The organism is Streptomyces sp. NPDC048825 (assembly GCF_043198355.1).
GTDB classification, from domain to species: Bacteria; Actinomycetota; Actinomycetes; order Streptomycetales; family Streptomycetaceae; genus Streptomyces; species Streptomyces xiangluensis.
This window is the reverse complement of sequence record NZ_JBICUR010000007.1, coordinates 304,222-321,931: the sequence shown is the minus strand read 5'-3', so window position 1 is coordinate 321,931 and position 17,710 is coordinate 304,222. Positions and strand designations below refer to the sequence as shown.

Sequence of the window (17,710 nt, the reverse complement as noted above, 5' to 3'; positions counted from 1 at the left end):
GGATGACAGTGTCCGAGCTCTTCCAAGTCCCTTGGTCCGACTACCGTTCCGACCTCATCGACGCGCTCTGGCGCACCCTCTCCTACACGGTCGTCAGCTTCGTCGGCGCCGTACTGCTCGGCCTGGCGGTGGCCCTGCTCAGGCTGAGCAAGGTATGGCCCGCGCGCGCCGTCGCCGCCGTCTACACCGAGGTCTTCAAGAACATCCCGCTCCTGGCCATCATCTTCCTGGCCTACTTCGGCCTGGCCTCGGCCGGTCTCAAGCTGGACGTGTTCACGGCCGGCTGCGTCAGCCTCATCGTCTTCTACGCCGCCTACCTGTCCGAGATCTTCCGCTCCGCGATCAGCGGGGTGCATGCCGGACAGACGGAGGCGGGGGAGGCGCTGGGGCTGGGCAGGGCAGGCATCTTCGGCCAGGTGATCCTGCCGCAGGCCGTCCGGCAGGCACTGCCCGGCACCAACACCTTTCTCGTCGACCTGCTGAAGTCCACATCGCTGCTGGTCACCATCTCCGCCGCCGAGCTGATGTCGGAGGGGCGGCTGATCACCTCGTCCACCTTCCGCGCGCTGGAGGTGTACCTGGTCATCTCGGCCATCTACTTCGCCCTCTGCTACCCGCTCTCCCAGCTCCTCCTGCTGCTGGAGCGGAAGGTGCGCGCGGGCGTCCCCCTGTCCCCGTGGCGACGGCGCCGGATGCGGGCCGCCCGCGCACTGCTCGCGGCCGACATCTCGGTCGGCACCGACCGCAAGGCCGACCGGAAGGAGGCGGCGGTATGACCGAGCCCGTCACCACAGCGAAGACCGTCATACCGGCGGCCACCACCGATGCCGTCGTACGGATCGAGGGCCTCAGCAAGTCCTTCGACGGCCGTCTCGTCCTCGACAACGTGAACCTGGAGGTCGACCGGGGCCGGATCGTCAGCGTCATCGGGCAGAGCGGCGGCGGCAAGACGACCCTGATGCGCTGCGTCAACCTGCTGGAACGGCCGGACGGCGGCACGGTCGAGGTCGCCGGTGAAGTGGTGCACAACGGCGGCAAGATGGTCTGCCGCGACCTGCCCCGGCTGCGTCGTACGGTCGGCATGGTCTTCCAGCGGTTCAACTTGTTCCCGCATCTCACCGCCGTGGAGAACGTCGTCCTGGCGCAGCGCAAGGCGGGCGTCCCCGAACAGGAGGCGCTGGAGCGGGCCGTCGCGCTGCTGCGCCGCGTCGGGGTGGCCCACCGCGGGCTCGCCCAGCCCGAGCAGCTCTCCGGTGGTGAGCAGCAGCGCGTCGCCATCGCGCGGGCCCTCGCCCTCAAGCCCGAGGTGCTGCTCTTCGACGAACCCACGTCCTCCCTGGACCCCGAGGCCACCCGCGAGGTGCTGAACGTGATGCGGGAACTCGCCGCGGACGGAATGACGATGCTGCTGGTCACCCATGAACTGCCGTTCGCCCGCGAGGTGTCCGACCACGTCGTCTTCGTCGACGGCGGCCGGATCGTGGAGGAGGGCAGGCCCGAGGACGTCATCGACAACCCCGCCCGCGCCCGGACCCGGGAGTTCCTCGCCTCGTACGGGCCCACGTCATGACCGGTGCATCCGGTGCGGCGGGCCCGCTCGGCGAGGGCCCCGTCGTGGTCGTCGGTGGCGGCGTCGTGGGACTGTGCACGGCGTACTACCTGGCCGCGGCCGGTCTTCCGGTGGAGGTCGTCGAGCGGCGCGGACTGGGCTCCGGGGCCTCCCGGGGCAACGCGGGATGGGTCTGCCTCAGCCATTCCACGCCCGTCCCGGCGCCCGGAGTGGTGCGCTACGCGCTGCGCTCGCTGGGACAGCCCGACTCGCCGCTCTATCTGCGGCCCCTGCCGGATCCGGCGTTCGTACGGTGGTTGTGGCGGTTCTGGCGCAGCAGCACACCGGCGGCCTTCCGGCGCGGTTACGCGGCGATCGCCGAGCTGAACCGCGACACCTTCGACCTCTTCGACGGTCTGCGCGAGGACGGCGTGGCCACGACGCTGACCCGCCCCGGCATGGTGCACGCCTTCCTGTCGCCGGTCGAGGCCCGCCACCATCTCGCGATCCAGCGGCAGATGGCGGACGGCCGCTACCCGATGCCCGACGACGTCACCACCGGACCCGAGGCACATCTGCTGGACGACGCGCTGTCGCCCGGGGTGCGCGCGGCCTACCTCGTCGAGGGGGAGGGCGTGGTGGATCCGGAGGCGTTCGCCCAAGGGCTGGGGGAGGCGCTGGCCGATTCGGGGGTCAAGGTCCACGAGCATGCGGAGGCCACCGGGTTCCGGTCGAGCGCGGGGCGCATCGCCGCGCTGCGGACCACCCAGGGCGAGATTCCCTGTGCGGCCGTCGTCGTCGCGGCCGGGATGCGCTCGCCGCACCTGCTGCGCTCACTGGGACAGCCGCTGCCGCTCCAGGCGGGCAAGGGCTACAGCTTCTCTGTGGAGCTGGACCAGGCGCCCCGGCACACGCTGTACTTCGGCGAGCGCAGGGCCGTCGCCTCACCGATCGGCGGCACCACGCGGATCGGCGGCACGATGGAGCTGAGTGGCAACAACAACCGGCTCGACTGGCGCCGTATCGTCGCCGTCGCCCTCGCCAGCCGCCACTACCTGGGCCGCTGGTTCGACGACCCGGACGACCTGGTCGGCCTGATCCGCGACCCCTGGGTCGGAGGGCGGCCGTTCCTCCCCGACGGGCTCCCGGTGATCGACCGCGTCCCCGGCCACCACAACGCCTTCGCGGCCACCGGCCACGGCATGCTCGGCGTCACGCTCGGCCCGGCCACCGGGCACCAGCTCGCCGAGTACATCCGCACCGGCCGGCGGCCCGAAGCCCTCGCGCCCTTCCGTTTCGACCGGCTGAGCCGCTGAGCCGCTGGGGCGCTGAGGTGCGGCGTGCGGCTCGGCGCCGGAGCCTCGGGGCGTGGTCGAGGACGTCACTCTCCCCCATGACAGCGACGTCCTCGACCGCTCCCCCGGTGCCGGAACATGGCCTGTGGTCTGCGCACAGGATGCCGCCTGCCGCCTGCCGGGCGCATGAGTCGAGGGGTACTCAAGTCACCCTGTATCAAGGGTGAGTAGCCCGACTCTTCTTGTACGTGATGACTTACGAACGGGACGCGAAGACCCTGGAACTGCCCTGGCCGTTCACCGGACGCGAAGGCGAACTGGACCTGATCCGCAGGTCGCTGGCCGCCGGACGGCACGGCATCGTGGTGACGGGCCCCGCGGGCTGCGGCAAGACCCGGCTCGTCACTCACGCCGTCCGCGACACCGGCTGCGCGAAGGTGACGGGGACGCCGCAGACGCGGCAGCTGCCCTTCGCCGCGTTCGCGCACCTGCTGCCGGAGACGGTCTCCTTGCACCGCGCCGTCCAACTGCTCGCGGACGTACGGCTGTTGCTCATCGACGACGCGCATCTGCTGGACGACGCGTCGGCCGCGCTGGTCCACCAGCTGGCCGTGCACGGGCGTACCCGCCTGCTCGTCGTCGTGACGGACGGCGAGCCGGTCCCCGGCGCGATCTCCCGGCTGTGGACCGGAGAGCTGCTGCCGCGCCTCCGCCTGGAGCCGCTGCCGCGCGAGGACCTGGCACAGCTCGTGGCGGTGGGCGCCGGCGGTGCGGCCGAGCCGCTCACCGTGAACCGGCTGCACCGGCTGTGTCAGGGGGATCTGCGGCTGCTGCGCGCCGTGTTCGGCGCGCTGCGCGAGCGCGGACTTCTGACCCGGGGGTCCGAAGCGTGGGCCTGGCGGGGCCCGGTGCCGGTGACCGCGACCCTGCGCGAACGAACCGCGAAGGCCCTGGACCGGCCCCACCCGGACGAACGGGCGGTCCTCGAACGGCTCGCGTTCAGCGAACCTTTGCCCCTCGATGTCGCCGAGCTGGACCTACGGGTCCTCGAACTCCTCGAAGCGCAGGGACTGGTGGCCATCGACGGCCACTCCTCGGTCCGCCTCGCACACCCTCTCCATGGCCCGGTGCTCCGCTCCGAGGCCGGACAACTGCGGGCCAGGCGGCTGGCCCGTACACCGTCCCGGTGCGGCCCGGCCCTCGACGCGGAGACCGCCACATTGGCGGGGCGGATCGAGCAGGCAGACGTACGGGACGTGCCGACGCCGATCGGGGACTGGCTGGCCGGGGAGGGCGCGGGCCCGGACCACTCGGTCCCGCCCGGGTACGCGATGATCCGCGCCCGGTACGCACGGCTGCGCGGAGACCTGCGCGAGGCCGTGGCCTGGGCGCGGGAAGGCCTGCGGGCGGCTCCGGACGACCGGGGCTGCCGTGCCGAACTGGCCGTGACGGAGGCTCAGTTGGGCACCGCGACGGCAGCCGCTCGCAAGCTGCTTGCGGCGCATCCGGCGTCAGCAGGGGCGAACACCTGGCTGAGGGCCGCCCGAGGTGACACCGCCGGGGCACTGGAGTCCATCACGGGGGACGACGCCTACGCCCTGTATGACGCGGCGCGCCTCGGCGAACCAGCCCTGGTCGCGGACCGGTTGGCCCGGCTTCCCGGCGAACCCGCGGCCCTGCTGGCCCAGCACGCGGACGCACTCACCCGGGGTGACGGCCCGGCCCTGGACCGAGCCGCTGAACGCCTGGAGCAGCGCGGCTTCCTGCTCTTCGCAGCCGAAGCACATACGCAGGCCGCGTCGGCGCACCGAGACCCGCGTGCCGCCCGCATGTCGCGTACGCGCGCCGTAACCCTGGCCCGCCGCTGCCAGGGAGCCCGCACCCCGGCACTCTCCGGCCTGGTCCTGGGCGAACTCACGGCCCGCCAACGGCAGATCGTCACCCTCGCCGCCGCCGGCCTGAGCAACCGCCAGATTGCGGAACAGCTGACCTTGTCGATCCGCACCGTCGGCAACCACCTCCACAGCGCCTACACCCGACTCGGCACGACCGACCGCGGCTCCCTGCCGCGGCTCGTACACGACCCGGAGGGAGGACTGCCGGACGCACGGTCGGCGTGACGACTGCCCCCGGCGGTTGAGCAGGGCGCCTACCGGGAGGGTGGGTTCAGTTCATGGGCGACTGCGGGCCCGTCGTGGCTGGTCGCGCAGTTCCCCGCGCCCCTAACGGGGCGCTCCTGGAGCCGTCCGCCACCATGCTCACCACTCGCCCTGCTCGCCAGACACCGTGTGCCCGCAGCTTCCCACCGGCGGGAGGGGACGTGGGCCGGTGCGTCGTATGCCCGTCGCTTAGGTTCTGTCTCAGGCCACCCGCACCGTGTACCAACACCGGGTCGTATGCCCGGCCTGCGACGGGCTGACGCACCGGCCCACGACCCCGCACCCACCACGAACCCAGGGGCGCGGGGAACTGCGCGACCAGCCACAACGAACCCGCGCCCGAAAACGACCCCAACCGCACAACCAGCGGAGCGCCTACGCCGCCCCGAACGCCGTGAACGCCCACCCCGTCGCCTGATGCACCGCGTCGCCCGGCAGCGCGGCACGCGCGTCGCGCAGGGACTCCGCCAGGGACAGGCCGGAGCTCACGCCCTTGTGAAGGGCGAGCATCAGCGGCACCACCGTGGCGTCGTTGACGGGGACGTTGCTCGCCACGATGCCCGCCGTGCCCAGCGGGAGCAGGGCCGTGACCAGGCCGAGGACCTCGTCGGCGCCGAACGGGGCGAGGCGGGCGGTGTCGCAGCTGGACAGGATGATGCGGTACGGGCTGCGGTTGAGGCGTTCGAAGTCGTGCACGATCAGCGGGCCGTCGGCCATCCGCAGGGAGGAGAAGAGGGGGCTGTCCGCGCGGAACGTACCGTGCGCGGCGATATGCGCGAGCACGGCGCCGTCGAGCGAGTCCAGTACGCGGGGCACCCGCGCCTCGTCGCCTTCCAGCACGGTCGTGTCGCCGTAGCGGTCGGCGAGTTCGGGCACCTCCGCGCCGCCGGTCGCCAGGCCTGGGCCGCGGACCAGCACATGCCCTCCGTCCGGCGGCGGCTCGGTCTCCACGGCCCGCAGCCAGCTGCTCGCCGACGGCGAGACGCTGAGGACACGCTCGCGGAGCGAGGGCAGCAGCGCCCACGGCACGCGGTGCAGCCTGGCCGGCGGCACCACCACGAGCGGGCCCGGCCCCAGGTGGGAGACGGCCGCGCCCAGCAGCAGTTCCTCCAGCCGTCGCCCCGCGGCCTCGAGCACCGGGAGCCTGCCCTCCGCCCCGGGATGGGCAAGCCGCCGCAGCCCGGCCTGCACATGCTCGGCCTCGGCCAGCACGTCCGCGAGCGGCCCGCCCTCAAACCGCCGTACGCGGCCCTCGCCGCAGAGCAGCACCTGTACCCGGCCGCCGAGTTCGGCGATCTCGACCAGCCGCCCCCCGCCCAGCCGCTCCAGCAGCCTGCCGGGATCGAACCGATGCCCGTCGCCCGGCACCTCACCGCGCATACGCAGCGTCCGGGACCGTATCTCCCGCTCAAGACGGCGCTGTTCACGCTCCAGCGCCGGCACCGCCCGCCCGTCGACGAGGGCCGCCTCCGCCCGGGCGGCGATCTCCCGGAAGGCGGTGAGATTCCGCGACAGGGCCGGATCGGCGGGCGGCCGGGTGGGCGGAGCCGACAGCACCGTGGCCCGCCAGCGCTCGCTCCACACCAGCAGCCGCCGCGGCCCGCCGGAGACCAGGCTGGCCCGCTGGGCCAGCGCGGCGAGCTCCGCACCCTGCGCGGTAGCCCGGGCGCGCAACTCGGAGGCACCGAGCGTCATCCGGTGGTCGTCGAGCACATCGAGCCCGCGCCGGCAGGCCTCCAGTACGCCCCGGCTGGAACCGGCCGCCTCGGCCCGCAGCGCCTGCGCGGCCCAGCCCGTCATCCGCGCCAGCGGCGGCCCGCTCCGCCGGCTGCGCGCGGCCACGCCCAGATGCAGCTCGGCCTCGGCCCGTCGGCCCAGGCGCAGCGCGATCCGCCCCGCGAGCAGCGACGCCTCGGGCGCGGCCGGCGAGCCGCATTCCGTCAGCCGCTCAGCCACGGCCGCGGCATCGGCGACCATCCGCCCGGAGGTACGCCCGGCCGCCAACCGCGCCTCGATCAGCACCAGTTGGGCGTGCGTCTCCCACCAGGCGCGCTGCTGGCCCGCGAAGTGGCGTACGGCATCTGCCGCCCGGGCGATCGCGGTGTCGGGTTCGCCCGCGAGCCGAGCGGCACGGGCGGCGGCCAGCAGCAGCTCCGCCTTGCGGGTGGTCTGGCCGCCGATACGGTCGAGCAGACCGATCGCGGCATCGGCCTCGGCCAGCGCCTCGGGCGCGAGACCTGCGGCCATCAGGACCTCACAGCGCCGGATGTGGAACACGAACACCGGGGTACCGAGCTTCGCGTACGCCTCCTCGGCCTCGTCGAACAGCCGCAGCGCCGCGGGAATGTCGCCAGAGCGGAAGGCGGCCAGCGCCCGGCTCTCCACGACATCGGCCTTGTCGTGCTCCTGGCCGGTGGTGTCCCACAGCCGCTGAGCCGCCGTGAAGTCGGCATCGGCCCGCTCCACCGCGCCGAGCGCCAGATGCACGGTGGCACGCAGCGTCAGGGCGCGCGCCGTCCAGATCACATCGCCCGCCTGCCGCAGCACGGGTGTCGCCCGGCGCACATCGTCCAGCGCCTCACGATGGTGCCCCAGCACCCACCACACGTACGCCCGCCGGTACAGGACACGGGCGCGGGTGTGCCCCGTGCCCCGCGCGACGCCCCGCTCGAGCGCGGCAAGACCCTGCCGCGTACGACCGGCGTGGACCAGCGCCACCCCCAGCGTGCCGAGGACGTCCGCCTCCCGGTCGGCCGAACCCGACCGTGCCGCGAGATCTCGGGCGCGCCGCAGATGCTGCAGCGCGACCCGCAGATCACCGAAGTCCCGCTGCCACATACCGATCACATGGTGGGCGACAGAGGCGTGCAGCGGCGAAGGATCGGTGTCCAGCACCGCCTCCGCCCTCGCCAGCGCGTCGCCGGGGCGGGCGAACACCATCGGGAGCAGCTCGAAAATCGTGTCGCTTCCGCCTGTCACTCAACGGATGCTAGGGCCTGTCCGGCGGATCAGGCTGCAGGGAGGCAACAGTGACTTATCAACACGGGTGAGCGGGGTCTGGTGCGTGCAGCTGCAAGGCGGAGGATTGAGTCGACGCGGAGCGTCGGCGATTGACGACAACGCCGCAGATGTGCGTGCCAGACCCCGCGTCTGCGGCCTGATCCGCCGGACAGGCCCTAGGGCTGCGGGCAGTGCGGCAGCCAGGTGTGACGCCGAATCGGCCGGCACCGCTGCCGAATCGGTCAATCGGCGCCGCTGTATCAATCAGCCATCACCCGGCTCTGACTGACGACCCGTCGAACGAAGGGGAGGACACGCCATGGCACCACAGCGATTCCAGGAGCAGTTCGACCAGGTCCGGCGCGCGATGCCGGACGTCCCCCTGGCGATGGGGCCGGACGACTCCGCCGAGTTCTTCTACGAGCAGGGGGTTGTCCTGGCCCGTGACGGCGAGGACGCACGGATCGTCGAGGACACCCTGCGGGCACGGTCATCTGACATCCCGGGCCTCACCGCGGACAGCGTCCGCAGGGCAGGACCGGAGACGAACCGGTCGGGCATCACCCGTATCCAGGTGGGCGACCCGGCAGCAGGCATCCGATCGGGATCGGGCGACCGTGCCGTCGCGGGGGCGTTGCGGGCCATGCGCGAGGTGGAGGGCCGGGCCGAACGCCGCCTGGTGAGCCGCAACCATGTCGTGACGATCGCGGTCAACGCCTGCCCCGGCGACGAACCCGTGCCCGCCCAGCCCACCGTCACTGCCAACCCGACGCCGGCGGAAATGGGGTACGTCCCCGAGACCGCCGTCGGCGTCCTGGTGATCGACACCGGACTCATGCACGACTACCGGTCGTACCCCCTGCTGGCACACGTCCAGGGCGACGGCGCGCTCGCCGAGACCGACGACCAGGGCTTCCTCAACCAGTACGTCGGCCACGGCACGTTCATCGCGGGCCTCGTCGCGGCGGTCGCCCCCAACACCGACATCACCGTACGGGGGACCCTCGGCGACGTCGGCGCCATCCTGGAGTCCGAGTTCGGCGACAAGCTCTTCGAGGCCGTCGACCAGGACGGCTGGCCCGACCTCATCAGCCTCTCCGCCGGCACGTCGAACGGCAGCACCGACGGCCTGCTCGGCCTGGAGCGCTTCATGGAGGAACTGCGCGACCAGCCCCGTACGCTGCTGATCGCGGCGGCCGGCAACAACGCAAGCGCCACCCCCTTCTGGCCCGCCGCCTACGCCGACGTCCCCGGCTACGAGGACGTGGTGCTGTCGGTCGGAGCGCTGCGCGGCGACGGCGAGTTCGGCGCCTGCTTCAGCAACCACGGCTCCTGGGTGAAGATCTACGCGCCGGGGGAGCGGCTGACCAGTTCGCTCACCGGTTTCGACACCCCCGTCCCGTACCTGTACCAGCACTCCACGTACGACGCCTGCAGGCACGGCTTCGCCTACGTCTGCACCTGCCAACACCCCCAGCACATCGGCGTGTTGAGCGAGGAGCAGCAGCCGACGCCCGCCAAGCCGGAGCAGGTGATGTTCGAGGGACTCGCGCAGTGGAGCGGCACCTCGTTCGCCACCCCGGTGACCGCCGCGATGATCGCCGCCCATATGACGGCACACAAGGAGAGCGACCCCCGAGCGGCCCGGCGGCAGCTGCTGTCGGCGAACCGCGACCACGCGGAGGTACGCGGCGCAGTCGTGCCCGCGCTGCGCCCGCCGACCTGGAGCCCCGTCGCGGTCGCCACGCCCTCCGCGACGGCATGACCTCCCGCTCGGGCACGGTGCTCTTGTCCCGGATCACGGTCGGAATCACCCACTCCGCGGCGTACGATGACTGGCCGTACACGAGGGGTGGGGCCGTGGATCGTGATGCTGTCGGTGCGCTCGTCCAGTCCGCCGCCGACGGGGACGCGGCGGCCTGGAAAGCGCTGGTGGACGGGCTGAGCCCGCTGGTGTGGTCCGTCGTACGCGCGCACCGGCTCTCCGACGCCGACGGGCACGAGGTGTACCAGACCGCCTGGTTCCGCTTCGCCCAGCACCTCGGGCGGATCCGCGAACCGCACAAGGCCGGGTCCTGGCTCGCGAGCACCGCGCGTCACGAGTGCCTGAAGGTCATCAAGAGCACCAGGAGGCTGACTCCCACGGACGACGCCCGGGTGCTCGACCGGATCAGTGAGGACCGCACGCCCGAGCAGACCCTGATCGAGTCCGAGGAGGCCGCCGCGGAGGCGGAACGCATTCGCCGGATGTGGCAGGAGTTCGAAGAACTGGGCGACCGCTGCCGGGAGTTACTCCGCGTCCTGATGGCCTCCCCGCCGCCCAGCTACCAGGAGGTGTCCGCCGCGCTGGGCATCGCCGTGGGCAGCATCGGACCCCTGCGCCAGCGCTGTCTGGGCCGCCTGCGCGCACGTCTTGTCGCACGGGGGGTGCTGTGAACGACAACGATGGCAACGACACCTTCGACGCCGAGGGCACCGACGGCTTCGAGGCGTTCGAGGCGTCTCAGGACGACGCTCTCGAGGAGGCGCTGCGCCAGGCCGCCGCCATCCTGGACCCGGTGCCCGCCGAGCTGCGGCACATCGCCGTCGAGGCCTACACCCTGCACGCGATGCGCGATGTGGACGCGCAGCTCGCCGAGTTGACGTTCGACTCACTCGTCGACGCCGCCCCGGTCAGGGGTGCGGACGTGCCCAGGATGCTGACCTTCAACACGACCGCCCTCACCGTCGACGTAGAGGTGACGGCCCAGGGGATGACGGGCCAGCTGCTGCCGCCGCAGCCTGCCCGCATCGAGATCCTGGGCACCGCGCAGCCGGCGGCGGCCACCACGGTCACGGCCGACGACATGGGCCGCTTCCTCTGCGACCTGCTCCTCACCGGCCCGTTCGCCCTACGGCTGCGGACCGACGAGGAGGTCGTGGTGACGGAGTGGCTGCGCGTCTGAATCCCGCGTCGTGCCCGGGTGCCGAATCCGGTGCTGAAGCCCGTCAGGCGAACCAGCCCTGCTGCGAACCGGACTGTGAACTGGGCGGCTGGGGACGGGAGTTGGGGGCAGGAACCGGGGCGGGAGCAGTGGGGGAGCGGGGTGTCCGGCCGGCAGGCGAGGGTTCCGCTTCGGCGATCCAGCCGAGTTCGCTCTGGAGTCGGCGGGCCTCGCTGCGGACCTGGAGCGGAATATCTCCGCGTTCGGAGATCAGCTGGTCGTAGATCGGTGCGTCGTGCACGAGCGGTGCTTCTCCTCAGGTCGGTGCGTCACCTCGACCTTAAGGCCGCCCCGTCGCCGCGTCGGACGTACCCCCGGCTCGGCCAGAACCAGAACCCGCGCGACCATGGACGGACACCGAGGCGAACAAAGGTGGACGGAGGCTCCTCATGCCGGTCATGGACGAGGCCGAGGCGCGGCAGTGGTTCGCCGAGGCCCGCGTGGCACGCCTGGCGACCTCGGACGCCGAGGGGCGCCCGCACCTGGTGCCGCTCGTGTTCGCCCGGCGCGGCGACGAGATCGTCACCGCCATCGACTGGAAGCCGAAGCGGCCTGGCCGGGTGAAGCGGCTGGACAACATCGCCGTCCACCCGGAGGTGTGCCTGCTGGTGGACGCGTACGACGAGGACTGGGACCGGCTGTGGTGGGTACGGGCGGACGGCACCGCCCGGGTCGTACAGCCGGACGCGCCGGAAACGGACGCGCGGGACGAGTACGCCGCCGCGGTCGAACTTCTGCGGCAGAAGTACGCCCAGTACCGTCAACGGCCCCCCGGCGGGCCGGTGATCGTCGTATCCGTACGACGGTGGCACGGCTGGCGCGCCCGCTCCGACGAGGACCCCGGCCGATGACAGGCACGGGAGCGTGCTTGGAGCCGCATCCTGCGGGTACTGGGTCGGTCCAGCGGCGGCTGGGGATGTCGCCGCCCGTTCATCGGAGGACAGCGATGGCTCAGAAGGTCCGCGAGATCATGACGAGTGCCCCCGTCGCGGTGGGCACAAGTACCGCGGTCAGCGAGGTCGCGCACCGGATGCGTGACGAGAACATCGGTGCGGTGCTGGTCGCCGAGGGGGACGAACTGCGCGGCCTGGTCACCGACCGGGACCTCGTGGTGCGGGTACTCGCCGAGGACAAGAACCCCGCCGACACGACCGTGCAGTCCGCGTGCAGCCCGGAACTCGTCACCGTCACCCCTGACGACGAGGTGGGCCGCGCCGTGCAGTTGATGCGCGAGCACTCCCTGCGCCGGCTTCCCGTCGTCGAGGGCAAGACCCCCGTGGGGATCGTCGCCCTGGGCGACCTCGCCATCGAGCGCGACCCGGAGTCCGCGCTGGGCGACATCAGCGCGGCCGCCCCCAACGAGTGACGCGCGACCGTCCCTGGGCGGTGGCGCTGCGGTAGAAACAGTGCATGCGCCCACGACCTGGCGAGGTACTGCACTTCTCGGAAGACCCGACGATCACCGAGTTCCGCCCGCACGTCGCCGCCACCGCCCAGCAGACGGAGGCATACGTATGGGCCGTCGACCATGCCCGGGCACCGGACTACTGGTTTCCCCGCCAGTGCCCGCGGGCCATGGCCTGGACCGCGCCCGGCACATCGGCGTCCGACCGGGAACGCATCCTCGGTCCGGGCGGCGGCGAGCGCGTGCACGCGATCGAGTACGGCTGGGTGGAACGGTTCCTGAGCGGCCGGCTGTTCGCCTACCGGTTCTCCGCCGACGCCTTCCGGCCGATCGGCGAACCGGTACCGCACGCCTTCGTGGCGAGCGAGCCCGTCGAGCCGCTCGGCCCGCCCGAGCCGGTCGGCGATCTGCTCCAGCTCCACCGGGACGCCGGAATCCAGCTGCGCGTACTCGAGAACCTCTGGGAGTTCTGGGACGCCGTGATCACCAGCACGCTGGGATTCAGCGGCATCCGCCTGCGCAACGCGACGGCCAGTCCCGTACGCAACTGACCCGTACGCAACTGACCGGTACGCAACTGGTCCGTATGTAACTTCCGGACGTAACTGATCCGGGAACGCCGGGCTGTTTATCCCTCCTTGGCCTTCGCGTACTCCTGGGCCATGCCGCCGGCGAAGTCGTACGCCACCACGGGTTCGTCACCGACTACCCAGGCGTCATGCCCGGGCGGGACGACGAAGACATCGCCGGGCCCGACCTCGCTCTCGGCGCCGTCGTCCATGCGGACGCGCAGCCGTCCCTGGACGACATAGCCGTTGTGATGGACCTGGCAGCTCTCGGTCCCCGCAATCGGAGCCACGGACTCGGACCAGCGCCAGCCCGGCTCGAAGGTTGCCACGGCGAAGTCCAGCCCGGTGAGGTGGACGGCTTCGAGGTGGCCCCTGGGGAAATCGCGCCGCTCGTCCGGCTTTTCGACCGTCTTGACCTCGATCATCGTGCTTCCCTCCACTCTGGCCATGGCCCAGCACAGTCGCGGGCCTGAACTCCATCGTCTGCCCGTCGACCGGGGACCGCCATTTGAGGGACCGGCGAGGTCAGTCCTCGGTGACGTTCGCCGTGAGCAGGCGGAGCAACTGCTTGGCCATGGCGTCCTGTTCGCGGGTCAGGCCCATGGCGTCACCGATGGCCACGGGCACGGTGTCGGCCCGCTCCCGAAGGCGCGCGCCGGTCTCGGTGAGACGGATGGCGACGGAACGCTCGTCGTCCGCACGGCGCTCGCGGCGGATCAGGCCGTGCGCTTCCAGGCGCTTGAGGAGGGGGGAGAGGGTGCTGGATTCCAGCTGGAGGGCGGTCCCCAGGTCGCGTACGGACACTGCGCTTCCGGCGTCACGCTCCCACAGCACGAGCATGACGAGGTACTGCGGGTAGGTGAGCCCGAGCTCGTCCAGCAGGGGCCGATAGCGCGCCGTGACCGCCCGCGAGGCCGCGTAGAGGGCGAAGCAGAGCTGGTCGTCGAGGAGCAGGGAGCCCTCCTGCCTCGGTTCTGCCCCGGTTGCGGTCATGGTCTCGCTCCCCTGTTCTCGTCCTGTGCCCGGCATGAGGTGCATGTGCCCTGCATGAGGACGTCCACCTTATCTTTCACGTCCTCTCGATTGTATCGGGCACTAATAAGTTGTGCACGACCAAATAGCGCGCTACTATCTCATCGTGCCGCCGCTCCCCAGCGCAGACCGCCTCCGGAGTGTGCTCGCGGCATTCGATCCGAGGAGACCGCCATGACTGAGAACGCCGGCCCCCGCCCGGTCCTGGAGCCCGCCGCCCTGTCCTTCGCCGAGGCGACCGCGAACCCTCCGTACCTGTTCGACCTCGGCCCGGCGGACGGGCGCAAGCTCGTCGACGAGGTGCAGTCGGGCGAGGTCACCAAGCCCGCCGTCGACGAGGAGTGGGTCATCGTTCCGGGCGGCCCCACCGGCCGGGTCCGCGCGCGTATCGTGCGACCCGCGGGCGCACAGGGCGCTCTCCCGGTGATCGTGTACATCCACGGCGCCGGCTGGGTCTTCGGCAACGCCCATACCCACGACCGACTGGTGCGCGAACTCGCCGTCGGCACCGGCGCAGCGGTGGTCTTCCCCGAGTACGACCTCTCACCCGAGGCCCGCTACCCCGTCGCCATCGAGCAGAACTACACCGTCGCCCAGTGGATCGTCAGCGACGGCGCCGCCCACTCCCTCGACGCCACCCGCATCGCGGTCGCCGGCGACTCGGTGGGCGGCAACATGGCCGCCGCGCTGACCCTGATGGCCAAGGAGCGCGGCGACGTGCCCCTCGTCCAGCAAGTGCTCTTCTACCCGGTCACCGACGCCGCCTTCGACACCGGCTCCTACCACCAGTTCGCCGAGGGCTACTTCCTGCGCCGCGACGCGATGCAGTGGTTCTGGGACCAGTACACGACGGACGGGGCCCAGCGCGCCGAGATCACCGCCTCCCCGCTGCGCGCCACCACCGAGCAACTCGCCGACCTTCCCCCGGCCTTGGTCATCACCGCCGAGGCCGACGTCCTGCGCGACGAGGGCGAGGCCTACGCCGGCAAGCTCCGCAAGGCCGGCGTCCCGGTCACGGCGGTCCGCTATCAGGGCATCATCCACGACTTCGTGATGCTCAACGCCCTGCGCGAGACCCAGGCGGCGGAAGCCGCCATCGCCCAGGCGGTCAGCACCCTGCGTACGGCCCTCGGCACCTCCTGACACCACACGGCTCGGGCCCCGTTTCGGGGCCCGAATAGTGCGGCGGCGGGGGAAGGTGTGAGGATGAAGCCATGAGTAACGTGTACTTCGACATCACCATCAACGACCAGCCCGCCGGCCGGATCGTCTTCAAGCTGTACGACGACGTGGTCCCCGAGACCGCGCGGAACTTCCGCGAGCTGGCCACGGGCGAGCACGGCTTCGGGTACGAGGGCTCCGGCTTCCACCGGGTCATCCCCGACTTCATGCTCCAAGGCGGCGACTTCACCCGCGGCGACGGCACCGGCGGCAAGAGCATCTACGGCAAGACGTTCTCCGACGAGAACTTCAAGCTGAAGCACACCAAGCCGGGACTGCTGTCCATGGCCAACGCCGGGCCGAACACCAACGGCTCGCAGTTCTTCATCACGACGATCGTCACGGACTGGCTGGACGGCAAGCACGTCGTCTTCGGCGAGGTCGTCGAGGGCATGGACGTCGTCAAGGCCGTCGAGGCCCAGGGCTCCCGCTCCGGCGCCACCAGGGTGCCGATCAAGATCGCGAAGTCCGGTGTCGTCGCCTAGCCGACGACCGTCGACAAGCACCGCGGCGACCTCCGTCGACCCGGCTTCCCGGGTCGGCGGAGGCGCGGTGTGCCGGGACTCAACCGCCTGACGAGACAAGGGACTTGAGGCCGCAGGCGTTGCGCGGCAGCGCCTGCCCTCCCGTAGCGTTGCGCCGTATCCACGACTACGGAGGCACGATGGCCCCTTCTCGACGCTCCCCGCTCATGCTCGCCGGTCTCCTCGCCACCGCCGGTGTGACGCATTTCGTCGCGCCGAAGCCGTACGACGCGACCATCCCGCGCATGCTGCCGGGATCCCCCCGGACGTGGACCTACGTCAGCGGCGCCGCGGAACTCGCCCTGGCGGCCGGACTCGCGCATCCCCGCACACGACGCGCAGCGGCCCACGCGACGGCGGCGTTCTTCGTCGGGGTGTTCCCGGCCAATGTGCAGATGGCGCTCGACTGGCGACACCGCCCCACCGCCCTCAAGACCGCGGCATTCGGCCGCCTGCCCCTCCAGATCCCCCTCGTGCTGTGGGCGAGGGGCGTCGCACGCGGCTCCCGGCAGGGGTGAGACCGAGCGCGGCGCGAGAGCCGGGTCCGGAGCCTCGCGCCGCATGAACCTGATCATCCGTCAGAGGCGTTGCCACAGAGCCGGGGTGCCCGCAGGCTGCCACGCCGTCTGCGCCTGATGCGGCTGAAGGCACGCGTAGGTGACGCCGCCGTAGGTCACCTCGCTCCCGACGCCATAGACCTGGCCAGGGGCCCAGGTGCCCGCCGGCGCGTCCGGGACGCCGCCGGGAGTGCCCGTGCTGCTCGTACTGGTCCTCAGGACGAGTCCGTACGTTTCGAGCAGCGGGTTGATCGGCTGGTAGTAGGTCGTCCCGCCGCTCGTGCAGTCGCCGGAGCCGCCGGAGAGGACACCCTGCGCCTGGGTGCCCGCGACGACGGAGCCGCCGGAGTCGCCCGACTCGGCGCACACGGTCGTCTCGGTCACGCCGTCGACTGTGCCCTCGTCGTAGCTGACGCTGGTGTCGTGCTGCTCGATCCGACCGCAGCGCCAGCCGCTGGTGGAGCCGGACCGGCAGACCGCGGTGCCCACAAGAGCCTGCACCGAGCCGGTGACCTGGCTGGTGCTTCCTCCCGCGGCCTTGACGTTGGGGGTCGCCGTCCAGTCGTCGTTGACGCCCACCCAGGCCATGTCGCGGCCCGGGAACGTGGCGGCTTTGAAGGTTCCCTGGGCGACGCTGTTGTAGCCGGCGGTCCTGTCGCCCTGTCTCCCGCAGTGGCCCGCGGTGGCGAAGCCCTGCTGCTCGTCCATGGTGACGGAGAACCCGACGGAGCAGCGGGTCTCCTCCTCGATGTTGTGAAATGCGTCGCCGCCCCGGACGTCGTACAGCGCACGCGGCCGGTCCGCCGACACCTTGACGCGTACGAGCTTCCGGTCGACCCCGGAAGCCGCGATGAGCGCGTTCCCGGCGGACCGGCTGGTCGCCTGCACCGTCACCCGGTTCGCCCGGACGTCGACGTACCGGACCGGTGTGCCGAGGCCCTTGGTGCGGGCTGCGGCGGCTTCCAGCTTCTCCTTGGCGGCTCTGAGCTCGTCCAGACCGGTCTTGGCGAGGGCGGCGTGGGCGCCGCCGGCCTCGATGACGGGGATGTCCGCGACGTCGGTGGTGGCGACGGTGAGGTCGGCGGAGGTCGCGCCGTGCAGCCAGGCGCCCGCGAAGCGCTCGCCGAGCGAGTTCTGGAGACGGCCGGCGCGCGTGCCGGCCTCCGCCTCGTTCACAAGCCGGGTCTTTGCCTGCGCCTCCGTCAGGCCCAGATCGCGCCGCAGCGCGCGCAGTACTTCGGCCGACGGCTTGTGGGCGCCCAGCGTCTCGGCGGCGGAGGTGGCGGTCGTCGGTACGGGGGGCTCTGCCGCCACGGCCGCGGGCGGCCCCGTCAGCACGAGTGTGCCGAGCACGGCCAGGGCGGCACAGCCTGCTCCGGCGGATCGATGGACCATCAGGATGTCTCCTCGGGTTC

18 protein-coding genes are annotated in these 17,710 nt (G+C 71.8%); 13 read left to right on the top strand and 5 right to left on the bottom strand.

From position 1 onward, the window contains the following. Nucleotides 1-2 precede the first annotated feature (2 nt). The 4 genes from ACGFNK_RS19915 (at nt 3) to ACGFNK_RS19900 (ending at nt 4,964) form a co-directional block, all read left to right on the top strand. Nucleotides 3-776: an amino acid ABC transporter permease gene (locus ACGFNK_RS19915; RefSeq protein ID WP_393417533.1), complete on the top strand. Its 774-nt coding sequence runs from the start codon at nt 3-5 to the stop codon at nt 774-776. Further along, nucleotides 773-1,570 (top strand): amino acid ABC transporter ATP-binding protein, encoded by a 798-nt coding sequence (locus tag ACGFNK_RS19910; protein WP_393417531.1) that lies wholly within the window; start codon nt 773-775, stop codon nt 1,568-1,570. The genes ACGFNK_RS19915 and ACGFNK_RS19910 overlap by 4 nt, the downstream gene beginning before the upstream one ends. Next, entirely contained in the window at nt 1,567-2,865 is a 1,299-nt protein-coding gene (locus tag ACGFNK_RS19905; RefSeq protein WP_393417529.1) for an NAD(P)/FAD-dependent oxidoreductase, read from the top strand. Before ACGFNK_RS19910 ends, ACGFNK_RS19905 begins: the two co-directional genes overlap by 4 nt. Nucleotides 2,866-3,095: 230 nt before the next feature. Continuing rightward, complete coding sequence (locus ACGFNK_RS19900; protein WP_393417696.1) at nt 3,096-4,964, top strand: LuxR C-terminal-related transcriptional regulator; 1,869 nt, start codon at nt 3,096-3,098, stop codon at nt 4,962-4,964. 414 nt (nt 4,965-5,378) lie between these two features. Here ACGFNK_RS19900 and ACGFNK_RS19895 read toward each other — a convergent pair whose 3' ends face one another. Then, nucleotides 5,379-7,943: a CHAT domain-containing protein gene (locus tag ACGFNK_RS19895; protein WP_393417694.1), complete on the bottom strand. Its 2,565-nt coding sequence runs from the start codon at nt 7,941-7,943 to the stop codon at nt 5,379-5,381. 379 nt (nt 7,944-8,322) lie between these two features. On the opposite strand from ACGFNK_RS19895, the gene ACGFNK_RS19890 reads away from it, so the two are divergent. The 3 genes from ACGFNK_RS19890 (at nt 8,323) to ACGFNK_RS19880 (ending at nt 10,948) form a co-directional block, all read left to right on the top strand. Then, on the top strand, nt 8,323-9,768 hold the full coding sequence (locus tag ACGFNK_RS19890) for a S8/S53 family peptidase (protein ID WP_393417527.1): 1,446 nt from the start codon (nt 8,323-8,325) through the stop codon (nt 9,766-9,768). 95 nt (nt 9,769-9,863) lie between these two features. Beyond that, nucleotides 9,864-10,439 (top strand): RNA polymerase sigma factor, encoded by a 576-nt coding sequence (locus ACGFNK_RS19885; protein ID WP_393417525.1) that lies wholly within the window; start codon nt 9,864-9,866, stop codon nt 10,437-10,439. Continuing rightward, nucleotides 10,436-10,948: a hypothetical protein gene (locus tag ACGFNK_RS19880; RefSeq protein ID WP_393417523.1), complete on the top strand. Its 513-nt coding sequence runs from the start codon at nt 10,436-10,438 to the stop codon at nt 10,946-10,948. The genes ACGFNK_RS19885 and ACGFNK_RS19880 overlap by 4 nt, the downstream gene beginning before the upstream one ends. A gap of 43 nt (nt 10,949-10,991) precedes the next feature. Here ACGFNK_RS19880 and ACGFNK_RS19875 read toward each other — a convergent pair whose 3' ends face one another. Next, the gene (locus ACGFNK_RS19875; protein WP_393417521.1) at nt 10,992-11,228 is read right to left on the bottom strand and encodes a hypothetical protein; all 237 of its coding nucleotides are present in this window, start codon (nt 11,226-11,228) and stop codon (nt 10,992-10,994) included. Nucleotides 11,229-11,376: 148 nt separating this feature from the next. Here ACGFNK_RS19875 and ACGFNK_RS19870 point away from each other — a divergent pair, with 148 nt between their 5' ends. From ACGFNK_RS19870 to ACGFNK_RS19860, 3 genes are all read left to right on the top strand, one after another. Then, nucleotides 11,377-11,838, top strand: coding sequence for a TIGR03668 family PPOX class F420-dependent oxidoreductase (locus ACGFNK_RS19870; RefSeq protein WP_393417519.1), 462 nt, complete (start codon nt 11,377-11,379; stop codon nt 11,836-11,838). Between the two features lie 95 nt (nt 11,839-11,933). Continuing rightward, the gene (locus ACGFNK_RS19865) at nt 11,934-12,353 is read left to right on the top strand and encodes a CBS domain-containing protein (protein ID WP_393417517.1); all 420 of its coding nucleotides are present in this window, start codon (nt 11,934-11,936) and stop codon (nt 12,351-12,353) included. Nucleotides 12,354-12,397: 44 nt separating this feature from the next. Then, complete coding sequence (locus ACGFNK_RS19860) at nt 12,398-12,943, top strand: DUF6886 family protein (RefSeq protein WP_393417515.1); 546 nt, start codon at nt 12,398-12,400, stop codon at nt 12,941-12,943. Between the two features lie 77 nt (nt 12,944-13,020). Here ACGFNK_RS19860 and ACGFNK_RS19855 read toward each other — a convergent pair whose 3' ends face one another. Next, entirely contained in the window at nt 13,021-13,386 is a 366-nt protein-coding gene (locus ACGFNK_RS19855; protein ID WP_393417692.1) for a cupin domain-containing protein, read from the bottom strand. Nucleotides 13,387-13,486: 100 nt separating this feature from the next. Beyond that, a complete protein-coding gene (locus ACGFNK_RS19850; protein ID WP_393417513.1) occupies nt 13,487-13,954 on the bottom strand; it encodes a MarR family winged helix-turn-helix transcriptional regulator in 468 nt (155 codons plus the stop codon). A 213-nt stretch (nt 13,955-14,167) separates the two neighbouring features. On the opposite strand from ACGFNK_RS19850, the gene ACGFNK_RS19845 reads away from it, so the two are divergent. The 3 genes from ACGFNK_RS19845 (at nt 14,168) to ACGFNK_RS19835 (ending at nt 16,256) form a co-directional block, all read left to right on the top strand. Further along, nucleotides 14,168-15,136, top strand: a complete 969-nt coding sequence (locus tag ACGFNK_RS19845) for an alpha/beta hydrolase (protein WP_393417511.1) — start codon at nt 14,168-14,170, stop codon at nt 15,134-15,136. Nucleotides 15,137-15,207: 71 nt separating this feature from the next. Next, complete coding sequence (locus ACGFNK_RS19840; RefSeq protein WP_386351807.1) at nt 15,208-15,699, top strand: peptidylprolyl isomerase; 492 nt, start codon at nt 15,208-15,210, stop codon at nt 15,697-15,699. A 179-nt stretch (nt 15,700-15,878) separates the two neighbouring features. After that, nucleotides 15,879-16,256 carry a hypothetical protein gene (locus tag ACGFNK_RS19835; protein WP_393417509.1) on the top strand — a complete coding sequence of 126 codons (378 nt, stop codon included), beginning with the start codon at nt 15,879-15,881 and terminating at the stop codon, nt 16,254-16,256. A 60-nt stretch (nt 16,257-16,316) separates the two neighbouring features. Here ACGFNK_RS19835 and ACGFNK_RS19830 read toward each other — a convergent pair whose 3' ends face one another. After that, nucleotides 16,317-17,690: a carbohydrate-binding protein gene (locus tag ACGFNK_RS19830; protein ID WP_393417507.1), complete on the bottom strand. Its 1,374-nt coding sequence runs from the start codon at nt 17,688-17,690 to the stop codon at nt 16,317-16,319. Nucleotides 17,691-17,710: the final 20 nt, after the last annotated feature.

Bases quoted from the DNA above. Each gene is read 5' to 3' on its own strand.
- ACGFNK_RS19845 (WP_393417511.1), top strand. From the start codon at position 14,168: ATGACTGAGAACGCCGGCCCCCGCCCGGTCCTGGAGCCCGCCGCCCTG.
- ACGFNK_RS19900 (WP_393417696.1), top strand. From the start codon at position 3,096: ATGACTTACGAACGGGACGCGAAGACCCTGGAACTGCCCTGGCCGTTC.
- ACGFNK_RS19865 (WP_393417517.1), top strand. From the start codon at position 11,934: ATGGCTCAGAAGGTCCGCGAGATCATGACGAGTGCCCCCGTCGCGGTG.
- ACGFNK_RS19870 (WP_393417519.1), top strand. From the start codon at position 11,377: ATGCCGGTCATGGACGAGGCCGAGGCGCGGCAGTGGTTCGCCGAGGCC.
- ACGFNK_RS19860 (WP_393417515.1), top strand. From the start codon at position 12,398: ATGCGCCCACGACCTGGCGAGGTACTGCACTTCTCGGAAGACCCGACG.
- ACGFNK_RS19835 (WP_393417509.1), top strand. From the start codon at position 15,879: ATGGCCCCTTCTCGACGCTCCCCGCTCATGCTCGCCGGTCTCCTCGCC.
- ACGFNK_RS19905 (WP_393417529.1), top strand. From the start codon at position 1,567: ATGACCGGTGCATCCGGTGCGGCGGGCCCGCTCGGCGAGGGCCCCGTC.
- ACGFNK_RS19840 (WP_386351807.1), top strand. From the start codon at position 15,208: ATGAGTAACGTGTACTTCGACATCACCATCAACGACCAGCCCGCCGGC.
- ACGFNK_RS19850 (WP_393417513.1), bottom strand. From the start codon at position 13,954: ATGACCGCAACCGGGGCAGAACCGAGGCAGGAGGGCTCCCTGCTCCTC.
- ACGFNK_RS19910 (WP_393417531.1), top strand. From the start codon at position 773: ATGACCGAGCCCGTCACCACAGCGAAGACCGTCATACCGGCGGCCACC.
- ACGFNK_RS19915 (WP_393417533.1), top strand. From the start codon at position 3: ATGACAGTGTCCGAGCTCTTCCAAGTCCCTTGGTCCGACTACCGTTCC.
- ACGFNK_RS19890 (WP_393417527.1), top strand. From the start codon at position 8,323: ATGGCACCACAGCGATTCCAGGAGCAGTTCGACCAGGTCCGGCGCGCG.
- ACGFNK_RS19830 (WP_393417507.1), bottom strand. From the start codon at position 17,690: ATGGTCCATCGATCCGCCGGAGCAGGCTGTGCCGCCCTGGCCGTGCTC.
- ACGFNK_RS19895 (WP_393417694.1), bottom strand. From the start codon at position 7,943: ATGGTGTTCGCCCGCCCCGGCGACGCGCTGGCGAGGGCGGAGGCGGTG.
- ACGFNK_RS19855 (WP_393417692.1), bottom strand. From the start codon at position 13,386: ATGATCGAGGTCAAGACGGTCGAAAAGCCGGACGAGCGGCGCGATTTC.